Annotated in this window: 6 protein-coding genes; all 6 read right to left on the reverse strand. The window is 42.4% G+C overall.

Going from position 1 to position 14,717, the window contains the following annotated elements; all coding sequences use genetic code 11:
• Positions 1-12: 12 nt before the first annotated feature.
• A complete protein-coding gene (locus tag B9A58_RS08375; protein ID WP_245827039.1) occupies positions 13-1,614 on the reverse strand; it encodes a sulfatase family protein in 1,602 nt (533 codons plus the stop codon).
• Positions 1,615-1,626: 12 nt separating this feature from the next.
• Complete coding sequence (locus B9A58_RS08380) at positions 1,627-3,939, reverse strand: glycoside hydrolase family 3 N-terminal domain-containing protein (protein ID WP_221407840.1); 2,313 nt, start codon at positions 3,937-3,939, stop codon at positions 1,627-1,629.
• A gap of 166 nt (positions 3,940-4,105) precedes the next feature.
• A complete protein-coding gene (locus B9A58_RS08385; protein WP_084372262.1) occupies positions 4,106-5,719 on the reverse strand; it encodes a hypothetical protein in 1,614 nt (537 codons plus the stop codon).
• Position 5,720: 1 nt separating this feature from the next.
• Positions 5,721-7,262 (reverse strand): RagB/SusD family nutrient uptake outer membrane protein, encoded by a 1,542-nt coding sequence (locus tag B9A58_RS08390; protein WP_084372265.1) that lies wholly within the window; start codon positions 7,260-7,262, stop codon positions 5,721-5,723.
• 19 nt (positions 7,263-7,281) lie between these two features.
• Positions 7,282-10,410, reverse strand: coding sequence for a SusC/RagA family TonB-linked outer membrane protein (locus B9A58_RS08395; RefSeq protein ID WP_084372267.1), 3,129 nt, complete (start codon positions 10,408-10,410; stop codon positions 7,282-7,284).
• 217 nt (positions 10,411-10,627) lie between these two features.
• Complete coding sequence (locus B9A58_RS08400; RefSeq protein WP_084372269.1) at positions 10,628-14,539, reverse strand: hybrid sensor histidine kinase/response regulator transcription factor; 3,912 nt, start codon at positions 14,537-14,539, stop codon at positions 10,628-10,630.
• Between the last annotated feature and the right edge of the window lie 178 nt (positions 14,540-14,717).

Raw genomic sequence — 14,717 nt, forward strand, 5'->3', positions numbered from 1 at the left:
CTCTTTAGTTGTTTAATGATTTCCCGAAATGTTGCCAAAATCTGTATCAGTGATGGCTCTGAATTCATTCAATGACTCATCATCGCCATACTGCTTTTGCCGTTCTTTCAGGTCTATTTTCATCTGTACGATGATGTCGGTGTAGGCCGGATCATCAATCGCATTATTCATTTCGTTCGGGTCTTTTTTGAGATCATAAAATTCCCATTGATCCACGTTGTAATAGAAATGAATCAGCTTGTACCTCTCTCCTCTCAATCCATAGTGAGGCTGGACATGGTGCCAGAATGGAAATTCATAATAGTGATAGTACATGGAATTGGGCCAATCCGTTGGCTTATTGCCAATCATATTGGAAGCAAAACTTTTCCCTTGAACATCTCCTGGAATTTGCACACCAGCCAGATCTAAGATGGTGGGGGCAAAATCTACATTTGTGATCATGTCATTATTTTCCTTAGGTTGTTTGATCTCTGCAGGATAGCGAAGTACAAACGGCATTTTCAATGAAGGTTCGTACATAAATCGCTTGTCGAAAAAGCCATGATCACCCAAGTAAAACCCTTGGTCTGAAGTATAGACTACTATAGTGTTTTCGGCCAAGCCTTCTTCATCCAGATATTTCAATACTCTGCCAATGCCATCATCTACAGATTTGACACAGGCCAGATAGTCTTTGATGTATCGTTGGTATTTCCACTTGCGGGCTTCTTCTACTGTCATGGTGTCGTTCGGCATCCAGCCTTCGCCCATGCCTCGTTTATTTCCCCAAGCATACCACCTATTCAATTCCTTTGGAGAGAGACCCTCTGGAGGTGTCAGTTTCATGTCTTTTCTATTGAAAAAGTCCATGGTCATATCCGTATCACCTGCGGTCTTTTCTCTGCCTTTATAATCGTCGTAGAACGTCTCAGGATATGGCAATTCCATCCCCTTGTACAAGTCCACATACTTTTCTTCAGGAAACCAGTTTCTGTGTGGCGCTTTGTATTGCAGCATCAACATAAAAGGCTTTTCATTTTCCTTTTCGTTTTTCAGCCAATCCAGCGCATAATTAGTAGTCAGGGTGGTGGCATAGCCTTCCTCTTTCACCTTAGTACCATTCTCATTGTAAATAGGATTATAATAGAACCCTTGCTGACCAGGGTTGTCATGATATTTGAAGTAGTCAAACCCGACTGGTTCAGTACCTAAGTGCCATTTGCCTACCAAGGCAGTTTTATAACCATGGTCTTGCATGGCCTTTGGGAATGTCCACTGCGTAGAGTCGAATTTGCCCCCACTTTCGTTTTTGTAGTAGCCGTTTTCGTGACTGTACTTGCCTGTCAGGATAGCCGCGCGGCTAGGGCCGCAAATGGCATTGGTGCAAAACACATTATTGAACTTAATGCCTTCATTGGCAATACGATCAATATTCGGCGTTTGTAAATAATCGTCATAAATACCCCCATAAGCACTGATCGCATGTGTGGCATGATCGTCACTCATGATGTAGATAATGTTTGGGCGTTTTTTCTTGCTGGCAGTCGAACTGGTACAGCTTGTCACTATAGATGACATTACCATCGCTACTGCTAATCCTACTCCAATTTGATATTTCATTTTATTCATCATCTATAGTGTTTATTACTTATTCATTGATTTTGATTGGGTCAATTCAAGATTTGTCGTGAGCAAATCTTCATCTGCCGATGAGGCACCTACCATGATTTTGAAACTGCCCTGCTCGACCACATAATTCATATCTATGTCGTAGAACGCGAGGTCGTCTGCCACCAGCTCAAACACTACTTGCTTTGATTCCTGCGGAGCTAATGAGATTCTTTGATATCCTTTTAGTTCTTTAACTGGTCGTGTAACAGACGACACCTCATCTCTGATGTAAAGCTGAGCGATTTCGTCGCCCGCCTGATCTCCCGTATTAGTGATTGTCACAGCAATCGACACCTGATCTTCGGGCGCTATTTCACTGGCACTTAATTGCAAATCACTGAACTCGAATTGGGTGTAGCTCAGACCATAACCAAAATGCCAAAGCGGCTTGGATGGGGAGTCTATATACTTGTGAAAAAATACTGATGGTTTCTGGTTGTACACCATGGGCACTTGGCCTACGTGCTGAGGGAAAGTCATGGTCAATTTGCCTGAGGGGTTCACGTCGCCTTTCACGATCTCGGCTATGGCCAGCCCACCAAAAGAACCCGGCTCCCAAGCCTCAATTATGGCTGGGATGTTTTCCTTAATCCAGGGTTCTGATAGTGGACGTCCATTCACTAAAACTATGACTATGTTTTTGTTGATTTCATATAATCTTTTGATCAACTCCAGTTGGTTGCCCATCAAATTGATGGTGGAGCGGCCTACGTTCTCGCCACAGTTTTTCTCATACTTTTCGTATCTGAGCGAATTGGAGCCCACGGCCACCACAATAGCATCATATCCTCTGGCTTGTGCAATGGCTGCATCCAATGCAGCTGCGTCTGGGTTTCTTAGACTTTCTCCACTATTCACAAAGTCGACTTGTGCATCTGAAAACACTTGCTTGAAACCTTCATAAATCGTAGTGATCTTATCCTCAGGCTGTGGCAGTGCCCAGTCACCCATGAGTCTATGATTGTTTGCATTTGGCCCAGTGATCAGGATTTTCTTTTGATCAGAAAAAGGAAGCAACCCGTCATTCTTTAAAAGAATAATTGATTTTCGGGCTGCTTCAACCCCCAATTCCTGATGTTGTTGTGAGTATAATTCTTTGGCCGCGCTACCCTCATCTACGAAAGGATTTTCAAACAAGCCAAGCATGAATTTGGCAGTCAAAATTTTGCGACATGATTCGTTGATTTTGTTTTCGTCTATATTTCCATTTCTTACCAACTCAGCCAAAGGCTTCAAAAAGTTAGGGCCATGCATGTGCATATCCATACCCGCATCTACGGACAGTTGGATGGCCTCCTTAGGGCTGCCAGCCACGTGGTGCAGCTTTTCTATTCTTTCGATATCCATCCAATCACTCACCACAAAACCATCATACCCCCATTCTTCTCGAAGAATATCATTGAGCAACATTTTGTTGCTGTGACAGGGTATGCCGTTCAGTTCATTATGCGCGGCCATGAAGGTGAAGACTTCCGCTTCCGCCTGCGCTTTATAAGGCGGTAACCAGATTTCGCGTAACTGTCTCATAGATGCATCCATGGGAGATGCATTGGTGCCATTGTAGGGTTCGCTACCTGCAATGAAGTGTTTGGCGCAAGCCAGCACATTGTCTTCTCCAAAATCTCCCTGATAGCCATTGGTGAAAGCCAATCCCATCTGAGTAACCATGAATGGATCCTCGCCAAAAGTCTCTCCACATCTTCCCCACCTCGGGTCGCGAGCTACGTCTACATTGGGTGAGAAGGTCCAGTGCATGCCAGTTGCTCTCACTTCTTTGGCAGTAGCCTTGGCTACTTCATACAACAACTCGTTATCCCAAGAAGAAGAAAGCCCCAGTTGTGTAGGGAAAACTGTACTGCCTTCGATCATGGCATGACCGTGGATAGCGTCTATGCCAATGAGTAATGGAATTTTGAGGCGGGTGGCTTGTGCTAATTTTTGAAGTTCATTCGCTTCTTTGGCATCTTTCACGTGAAGAAATGAGCCTATCTCTCCTTCTTTTACTAATGATCTCAAAGAATCTGCACTCATGCCTGGATATAAGCCCCATTGGTCATTATGAATCAATTCTTCTCCTTTGATTCTTTTCTTAGACTCCTCGATATGCAAGGGAGCCACGTATTGGCACATTTGGCCGATTTTCTCCTCCAATGTCATTTGGGACATTAAACTTTCTACCCTTTGTTCGACTGGTGCATCAGCATTCAGATAGTCAACAGGTATAGAAGGTTGCTGACAAGCAGCCACTGTATATGCCAGTGACAAGGAGATTAATATTTTATTCACGTTTTTCTTCATTAAAAAATTATTACAATAAAAACAGGAGCATGGTAAGTAGTACTGCTACCAACAAGACACTGGAAAATACCTCCAGCACAGCATATCGCCGTCTACCCTTTCCTACCACTCTCATGTTTTCTTTTTTCATATCTTTATCTGTCTATCAGAGATACTATTCCTCTGTCGCTTCGTATACTTTTGCTCCGCTGATTACCAGAAAATCTACCCACCATTGTCCGTTGTCCACTTCCGCAGATGAGGTGTTTTGAGGTGTGACTCTCCAGTGCAAATACAAGGTGGAACCTGACAATTGGCTCACATCTATTTCCGTAGAATATTCATTAGATGATCCATTCCAAGATTCATTTGTATCTACCCAATCCGCATGATTGGCATCTAATATGGTCGTCCAGTTGGATGCATTGAAGGTGCCACCAGCAATATCGGTGACATTATCACCATATAACCACTCGCGATAATAGTGCTCCCAGAATTTGAGGCTATTACTATTGTTGAGGATCTCGCCGAAGGTTACATTGACTGATTTGTAACCAGTAACATCTATTGCTCTGGTCATGCTCGCATCCGCAGCAGTCACGCTTGGTTTGAACATACGGAAGCCATAATGGCTATTAGCTCCGTTCTTTTTCTTCCAGGTCGCACCACTGCCATTGTTGTATTGTTGCCATTCGCCAGGATACGCTACTTCAGGTGTTGCGGCATCATTTTCTTCTTCGTTTAATTGTTCGTTGAGAACTGATTCGATCACTGTTTCAACTTCTATACTAAATACATCCGCAAATGAGGCTTCTACACTGGCCACAGTTTTTGCTATTACGCCAATCGAAAAGGTTCCATCTGGAAGTGATGCATCCGCAGCTATATCTACCTGTCCTGAGCTATTGATAGTGATTTCAGAACTAAATGCTGACAACTCTGCTGGCAAAATCACATCAAAGCTTGCTGCTGTCATGCCATCCAAAACGGGTGCATGTGTCGTATAGCTACTCCAAGGCGACAGTTTTACGTTTGCTAAGGCCGTGACTCCATCTTGCTGCACATAGTTGATCGTGGGGGCAGCTCCTACTGTGACAGTAATCACGTCATTGAAGACTTTTGTCCCCAAATTAGTCTGTACCGTGGCCGATATGTTGAAGGTAGGGCTACCCAGGATGGTAGCCACCTTTTCAACATCTCCAGTATTTGAATCTATTTGTATCTCTGCAGTATAATTCGATGAAATAGTGATTGAAGAGCTGGTCAGTGTACCTCCAGAGTTGTCTACTACCGTCAAGTTGGACAAGGTACTTACATCTAAGGCGCCAACGTTCACTGTTTTGTTCGCGACATTTAGGTCTACTGGCACGTCCAAGACAGTCATGGTCACAGCATCTTCGAAGATAGCCACACCATCGCCACTGGTGACGCCTACACTAATGACATATTCACCTGGTGTGAGTTGACCATTTGAGTTATCAATTTCAATCACACCAGTTCTACTATCCACAGAGAAAATGTTTAGAACAGGTGCGGCTTGGCCTTCAGCCTTGATCGTATCCAATACAAATCTATGGGAACGATCAATCTCGTCTAATGGGACAGGAAGATAAATGACATCCTGAACTGGGAAAGAGGTTGTATCTGTGTAAGTCAATAATCCCACTTGTGCCGGATCGATGACAGCAGGTGTGTATTCTTCAAAGGTATCATAAGGATTGTCATCGCACGAAAACAATATGCTTACTGATGCGATCATCACGTACATTACTAGTTTTATGGCTTTCATATCAGTCAATTTCTTGGTTGTTATCAATTTCTGTTTGAGGGATAGGCAGCGACATCACACTTTCGTCATTGTCGAGAAGTGTCACGTCTACATTCGGATCAAAGACTGCACTATTGTTGTGTGCCTGGATCACTTCAGATTGAAAGTAGGCATATCCTCTGCGACGATTGTTGAACCAATCCTGCCCCTCACCTAACAACTCGTGCGTGTACTCTTTCATGATGGCTGTCCTGAAGTCAGACTGACTGCTCCCTATCTGCAGCGCTGCACTCGGGATCATACCTACTCTGCCCAATACTTCTTCTACATAGTCATATTGATTGCCATCAGGATTACCCAATTCATTGGTGATCTCTGCCAGCATGAGTAGCAAATCCGCATATCTATAGACAATGAAATTTTGCTCCCCTAGATCAGTATTTTGACCTGGGTCTTTAGAGGAATATTTCAACAGGTACGGAAATCCTTGCGAGAAATTTTTGCGTGCAGCATTATCCGGATAGTTTGCTCGTAGATTGCCAAACCCATTACTTGTAGTGTTATTATTCAAATAAGAACCCAGAAAAGTCTCGCCAATTCTCGGATCTGCGGGATAAACTGCCGCATGACGATCATAAACATCAGCATTGATTTTAACTCTACCCCAGGTAGAGGTATTAATGGCATTTGGAGCCGTGAAAAACTTAACAAAGTTGGATGGGCCTGTATAATTGAACTGGATCTCAAAGATAGATTCTGAGGTATTTCCACCAGTATCTACCCACAGGTCTGCATAATTATTAAGCAGGCTGTACTGGCCATATACTTTGATGGCTTCATCATAAGCCAATTGCCAGTAGTCTAAGGTACTGTCTTGCAGCTCAGCGTCCGCTGTCGCCAATGTCATATATACCTTGGCCAACAACATATCCGCCGCGTACTGCTCTGGATAACCCTCGCCAAAATACCCTGTCATCAAGGACTGAGCTTGCTTCACGTCAGCAATAATATTGTCATAAATATACTCAGCACTGGCCGTATTTTGCTGAACGTTGTCCTTAGTAGTCAATGCCAATTTCAAAGGCACATCTCCCCAGAGTCTCACCAAGTTGAAATAGTGAAAAGCTCTCAGAAAATAAGCCTGTCCAAGCACTTCATTCATTCCGATCTCCTCATCTACTTCTGGTATCTCTACAGCGTCGAGCTGATCAATGATTTCATTGCTGCGTGCAATAGCCTGATAAATGGCTTCCCATACATTTTCCAAGTCATTGTAACCATTAGTGAGCTGAAGTGCCGCGATTGTGACATTATCAGTGGCAGTAGCACTATTGCCTCTGCCCGAAACAAAGAAGCCTGAATGACAATTGGCTACAAAATGGAAAGTATTGCCATAATAATGATAGGCGGCAACACCTGCGTAAGTCCCATCCAAAGCTCCTTTCGCATTATTTAAGTTTGAATAAACAGACTCTCTCGACAGAGATGGTGGATTCTCATCTAAGTCACAAGCCCATGTGGTCATTAGCAGACCCATTAATATGATATAATTTATGAATTTCATTTTCTTGAGATTTAGTTGATTAGAAAGAGACGTTGCAGCCTATGATGAATAATCTCGCATTGGGGTAACCAAACCAATCGACACCATTGATCAGGCCATTACCTGAAAAGCTTGATACGACTGGATTGTATCCACTGTAATTGGTCAGCGTAATAACATTTTGAGCTGATGCATAAATGTTCAAATTGCTAACCACGTTCTTGACCGGGACATCATAAGATAATATCACATTGTTCAACCTGAAATAGCTACCATCTTCTACCACTCTATCTGTGATGGCACCAGCACTTTGCTCTTTGCTGTACCCCACTCTTGGGAAAGTATTGGTTTCCCGATCAGGCCTCCAGGCTTCGTGGTACGCAGCTGGAAAGATGTTTCTACTAGAAGCCTCTGCTGTACCTAAAGTGATGGCACTCCCATTTACGATGTCGTTGCCTTGTGAGCCTTCAAAGACCAGATTCAATGAAAATCTCTTATAATTGATGTTGATATTACCTCCATAGATAAAGTCTGGATTCGGATTTCCAATGATTGTTCTGTCTTTGTCATCAATTATACCATCACCGTTTTGGTCAATGATCTTGATATCACCTGGCTGAAAGGCGGTGGGGATTTCCGTATCTGTGGATTGATAAATGCCATCTGTCTGCCAGCCATAAAACAGGGCAGACTCTTCTCCTTTGATAAAAATATTGGCTGGAGCCTTAAAATAGGTACCTGTAGAAATCTGGTCTCCTACATAAAACGACTTTTGTTTGTACTCACCGTCTATGAGTAGCTCCGAATCAGGAATGCCTAGCTCTCCTAGCTGTGTTTGATTGAAGGCTATATTGGCTCCCAGAGAAACCTTAAAATCACCTTTATCTATGGCGGTCGATGAGAGAGAAAGCTCAATACCTCTGTTTATGATTTCTCCCATGTTCACCAAAATACTACTGAACCCCGCCGAATTCGGCAATGGCTGATTTTGCAACAAATCCGTGGTGCTCTTGTAGTAGGTATCCACTGTACCCGTCAATCTATTATTCAAAACTCCAAAATCAAGACCCACATTCAGCTGATCCGTTTTTTCCCATGTCAAATCTGGATTGGCCACATTGGATGCTACAAAACCGATATTATCTGAATTATCAGGAGCGGCGTAGTACACTGGGGCATAGTTAGTTCCCGTCTGATAGGGTTGGATGGCTTGATTACCTATCCGTCCTACTCCAGCTCTAAGTTTTAGGTCGTCAAACAACCCTAAGGACTGTACAAATGCTTCGTCTGATAATCTCCATGCCACAGCCAGAGATGGAAAAAAACCATACCTGTCTTTGATAAATTTGGATGAGCCATCTACTCGAAGCGAAGCAGTAATAATATATTTATCATTCAGCGTATAATTCACCCTGCCAAGAAATGACAGCAACTGTTCTTCGCTTGGTAAGGTCTTCAACGGGCGAGATGGAAATTGACCATATTGGGCGCCATTCACTGTAAAATCAAATGTGGAAAAGTTTTGTACTTCGTAGATTTGATCTTCTCGCTGTCTACCTTCAAAGGTCATCCCGAGTGTGGTATTGAATCTATGAATCTTGGAAAAGGTACGATTGAATAGCAATAAATTGTTGATGGTGTATGATTTAGTCACAATATTTGAAACTGAAAGTACGCCATTGGCTTGCTGCCCTTGAAAGGTGGTCAGTCCATACCATCTTCTGCGATCTTTATTTCTGATATTTCCACCTGCTCTGACTTGAAATTTTAAACCTTTCACAGGCAATTGATAGGTCAAAGCCGCGGAACCTATGATTCTCGACTCCTTCGTTTTATCCTCAAAATCTTTGATGAATGAATAGGGATTTCCTAAGTCCAAATCACCAGCAGTCGTCTCAATCTCAGAATCAATAATTGGAGCTGAGTCGATGATATTTTTGATAAATCCTCGATTTCCTCCTGCTCTACTTCCATCTTGAGAAAAACTGCCTTCACTATAAAAAATAGTAAATCGGGTATCCAGAACAAGATCCTTGGTCAGATCTTGTTTAAGGTTTAGACGAATGTCGCCACTTTGAAATTTCGATGTTTCGACAATACCTGATTGGTCGTTATACCCTGCCGAAACATAATAGGTTCCATTATCACTCCCACCACCGAAAGAAACGCCAGCATTATAATTCAAGCCTGGCTGATAAATTTCGTCCTGCCAATTGATTGTTTTCATTGGTTCTGATCCTACATTAGAACCACCATCGATTGAATAAATTTGACCATTCTCAATATGAAATATTGGATTCGCGTCTTTCTGCAATTGACCTTCATTCTGATACTTGGCATAGGTGACTGGATCCAATACATCCAGCTTTTTTTCAATCATTGCCACACTGGATGTCGCATAAGCGTTGATCCTCGTTTCGCCACTTACGCCTTGTTTGGTGGTGATGAGTACTACACCATTCGCGCCACGGGAGCCATATATGGCAGTAGCTGAGGCATCCTTTAGTACTTCGATACTTTCGATGTCTCGTGGATTGATACCGTTTAGGCCATTTTGATTGGATTGGCTTTCATTCGAATCTGTGGAGGCACTATTTACATCTTCACCTGCAGAGGAAATCACCACCCCATCTACCACATACAATGGTTCATTATTGCCTCTGAGGCTATTGGTTCCTCTGATTTTTACACTTATACCAGCCCCTGGATTGGCATTGTTGCTAATCACCTGAACTCCAGGTGCTCGACCATTGAGTAGCTGATCTACTGTGGTGTATTGTCTGGCTACATTGTCCTCGACTTTCACTGAAGAGATGGCACCCGTGAGATCACTCTTTCTCATCGTGCCATAGCCGACCACCACTATTTCTTCTAGCTCTACAAAATCTGGCAGCAAGACAATATCTACAGTTGACTGCCCGCCTACCTCAACTTCCTGTTTGGTAAAGCCCAAAAAAGACACTACCAAAACCGCGTCCTTTTGTGGAACCTCCAAATTGAATTTTCCATCAATGTCTGTAACCACCCCTTCTTTTGTCCCTTTGATTAGGATGCTGGCTCCAGGGATGGTTTGCCCTTCATTATCTACAACAGTACCTTTGATACTGTGCTGGGCGTAGGTCAGATGAACCAGAAAAATTAAAATCGTTATTAAGTAAGTTTGTTTCATATCATCACGTTAGTCATGTTCGATTTGTATCAGTATTCATTTCCCGAAGTTGAGCAATTCGGTGAATCTTAGGGTTTAAATACTGTTTCAAAAGGTTGAAATCCAGTTAAACCCTTTTTAATGAGCTATAATGGGCATTTTTAACTATCAATTCTTTACTATAAGATAACTCTAAATAAGAGGAAATGATAATTAGCAATCCTTGAATTTCTCCGAATTAGAGGCCTGCGCGTTTTTCAGCGACAAACGTTGAAGGACTTTGATTGTAGTATTTTTTGAATAACGTGCTAAAGTATTTGGCATCTGAGAAACCGGTACTATAGGCTACTTCACTGATATTATTCATGGGATTGAGAAGCAACTTACGAGCACGTTTCAATCTGATGGTTCGGATAAACTCGGCAGGAGACATGTCTACCAGAGATTTCAACTTATGGTAAAGGGAGGTGCGGCTCATCCCCATGCTTTGGCAAATATGATTGACTGAAAGTTCGGGGTCACTTATGTTTTCCTCTATCAAATTGGTAATCTCATCCAGAAATTTTTGATCCAGTTCGTTGGATATATCCTGGAAGGTCTCCTTTTCTTCGCTTGCCACAAAACGATCTTTGATGGCTGCGCGGGTTTTTAGGAGATTCTTGATTTTGGACGACAACATCTCAAAATCAAATGGCTTCACTATATAATCGTCAGCGCCACTCTCCAAACCTTGCTGAATGTGATCTTTAGATTCTTGTCCAGTCAATAGAATAAAAGGAATGTGACTGGTCGCGAAATTAGACTTGATATTCATGCACAACTGCCTTCCATTCATTTTGGGCATGACCACGTCACTGATAATCATATCAGGTGGGTCATTGGCTACTATTTTCAGTGCTTCTTCTCCGTTAGATGCGGAGAGTACACGATATTCTGTATCAAATTTTGATTTTTGGTAATTACGCAAGTCCTCATCATCTTCTACCATCAGTATCGTGAGTTTGGCGCTATCCTCTGCTTCGGTTTCAGCCTCCTGCTCCACTGGAATAGCCTCAAAAGATTCCACTGGCATAGTTTGTTCTGACAGCTCGACCATGGGCATAGTGACCAGAAATTTTGACCCCTGGCTGTCTGATTTTACTAGCTTGACAGAACCGCCCATGGTACGGGCAAGGTCGCTGGCAAGTACCAACCCTACTCCACTGCCCGAACTACCAGAGGTTCTGGCATTTTGAGTCCTATAAAATAAGGTGAAGATTCTTTTTTGGTCTTCTTTTGAAATACCAATACCATTGTCAGATACGGTTAATGCCCAGCTCTTGTCAGTGGTATCTGCCTTGAGGATGACTTCGCCATCTTCGCGCGTATATTTGATGGCATTGGATATGAGATTGCTCACGATTTTATCTAAAATCGTCTCATCCGTATTGACCATCATAGCCTCCTGTGATGGTTCGAATATGAGCTTGATGTTCTTTTTATCGGCTAGGATTTTAAAAGCATAGATCTTAGAATGAATAAATGCATTCAAATCGATTGGAGCCAGCTGAAGGGCGTTGCGCCTCACATTGATTCTTCTGAAATCAAGGAATTGCATCATTTGCTTGTGAAGTTTTTCTGCACTACCCAAAGCTACCTGCAGACTTTCTCTCATTTGATTATCTGTTTTGCTATTACTCAATAAATCAGTCAATGGTGCTCGAATGAGTGTCAATGGCGTTTTGATTTCATGCGCCATTTCTATCAGGAAATGAAGTCGCTCCTCTGCATTCCTGGATTCTAATCGTAACCTATTAGAATAGAGGAGTAAAGCAACCAAAAGCAATATAATGATAAGGTATAGCACATAAGCCCAGGGTGTTTTCCAGTATGGTTTGTCTATCACCATTTTAAGCTGACTTTCTTCTCCGATCTGGTTGCCCATGCCGTCGGTCATTTTCAGTCTAAAAGTATAAACGCCAGGGTCTAGGTTCGTGTATGTTGCCCTGTCCTGATGATCACCTACGACCCAACTTTTATCAAATCCATCCAGCCGCCAAACATATTGACCCAACGCTGCATGCACGAAGTCGATGCTGGCAAATCCAATCGAAAAGGAATTCTGATTGTATGAAAGTGGTATACTTTGAATCTGAGTCAGTGGACGATCCAAGACTGAATTTTCCTCTACAAGGATTCGTTCATGATTAAGGTAAAAATCAGTGAAAACGACCTTTTTTTCAATTTTTGAGGGTTTCACCTTTTGCGGGTCAAACGTGATTACTCCTCTGTTGGTGCCAAAGTATAAATTGCCTCGGCTGTCCCGAGCGCCTGCGTTGCGGTTGAAGTCCGTAGAAATCAGCCCATCAGACTCATAGAAGTTGGTGACTCGTTGGGCAGCTATTCTGCTGATCCCTCTGGACGTGGCCACCCAAATATTGTTGTCCATGTCAGATAGTAAATCGAAAACAGTATTAGAAGATAGCCCAGACGAAGTATTGTAGGTATCCAAAATATTTCCCTTGTTGTCCACTCTCAATACGCCATGATCAATCGTACCAATCCATAGTTCACGATTGGTATCAACCAAGACTGACACGACCACCATTTTGGACAAGGTATCGTTTTCTATCCAGGTGAGTTGATCGTGGACCAAGTCCAAAAGAGCCAATCCATCACCATTCGCAATCACTACTTTTAGATCTGAATAAACCTCAAAATCTGAAGGCTCTCTTACGTCATAACTCTTGATTTCTCCAGAGGGTAAATAAGAAAACAATCCTGAATTGATGGTTCCTACTAATAATTCGCCATGTGGATGATAAAACACACGCTTGACCCTAGACTGCTCTCCGATTCGGGTCAGACTGGAAGACAATTGGAAGCCTTGCGCACTGGGTGCAAACTGAGAAAGCGCATATACATAGGACGCAACCCAGAGGTTGCCCTCGTTATCCACAGTTTGCGACAGCACAACAGCACTTTTTGAGGTGCTTTCTCCAGTATCCAAACCAAGGTGCTCCCAGGTATTTCGCGCTTGACGCCAAATGCTAATCCCTTTATCTGTACCAAAGCTGAGATACCCAGGCTTGGGTTCGACTATGGAAAGCACCACGTCGTTGTTTAGCGAATTAGCTTCACCTTTGATATGTCGAAGAGATAAAATATTTTGTCGTTGGGGATTGTGCACATTGACACCGCCACGATATGTGGAGACAAAAATGACTCCCTGAGAATTGATGTTAACATCGTAAACAGCATTAGAACTTAAAGCCTGTGAATCGTCATCTTGATGTGTCATACGAGTGAGCACCTTTTGATTGAAAGTATCAAAGAGTATAACACCCCCGCCATCAGTACCTATGAGTACTTTCCCTCCGTGATAGTTTACAATGGATCTAATAGAAATATCCAATCCACCTAATTGACTAATAGAAGAAAGTAAATCATGTTTTAAGTCATACACATACAAACCAGAACTTTCTGTTCCTATCCAAAGTTCGTCTTCAGATTCTTGTAAATAAAGTGACTCCACTTTTTGTTGCTCTGAGAACCATGTTCCATTTGACCCATTGGATTTGAGACTAGAAATTGAATTTAGATTGGCATCCAAAACATGGACACTTCCCCTGCTTCCTATATAGTATTGATCATTGTCTGCCTGAATAATTGAAGAGACGGTCTTTTTTATCTCTTCCAACTGCCTGGTTTTTCTGTTTTTAGGCTCATAGATAGTCACACCTTGAGAAGAACCAACCAATAACCTGTCTTGATGATCTATATAAAACTCTGTGACATAGATATTCTTACCACCAACAGGCAACACCTGATCAAAGTACTGAAATTCATCTTGTCCATTGTCAAAATAGAATAGCAATCCATTATTGGCCATAAGCCAAACCCTGCCCTGGCTATCCTTACTCAAAAACAGAGATACAAAAGAGCGTTTTTTGATTTCTTCAATATTTTGAAGCTGATAAGTCTTCAGCACTCTGCCATCATATCTCACCACACCATGATCTGTAGCCATCCACATGAATCCGTCATCGCCCTCCAGCGTCATGAATACTTTATTGCCTGGCATACCTTCCTCTATACCTAGATGCTGAAATTCAAACCCCTGAGTCTGGCCTGATCTGCCTAAGCACAGCAGAATGATCACACAGACCATGTGCTTCACAAAAGACCTTTTTTTGTATTTGACAATTTTATTGATGGCGAACTGGAATTTGTTGATCTAAGTAAATGTAACAGAAATCTAATTGTCTAAATAACTGAAATATTACTTGATATTCGATTCGTCAATTTTCAAACCTCATTTAACAGATATTTGACCTAAGATGCGTGTT

It is taken from the genome of Reichenbachiella faecimaris (genome assembly GCF_900176375.1).
Lineage (GTDB): Bacteria > Bacteroidota > Bacteroidia > Cytophagales > Cyclobacteriaceae > Reichenbachiella > Reichenbachiella faecimaris.

Coding starts and splice junctions, on each gene's coding strand:
- B9A58_RS08375 (WP_245827039.1), bottom strand. CDS start 1,614: ATGATGAATAAAATGAAATATCAAATTGGAGTAGGATTAGCAGTAGCG.
- B9A58_RS08395 (WP_084372267.1), bottom strand. CDS start 10,410: ATGAAACAAACTTACTTAATAACGATTTTAATTTTTCTGGTTCATCTG.
- B9A58_RS08385 (WP_084372262.1), bottom strand. CDS start 5,719: ATGAAAGCCATAAAACTAGTAATGTACGTGATGATCGCATCAGTAAGC.
- B9A58_RS08390 (WP_084372265.1), bottom strand. CDS start 7,262: ATGAAATTCATAAATTATATCATATTAATGGGTCTGCTAATGACCACA.
- B9A58_RS08400 (WP_084372269.1), bottom strand. CDS start 14,539: ATGGTCTGTGTGATCATTCTGCTGTGCTTAGGCAGATCAGGCCAGACT.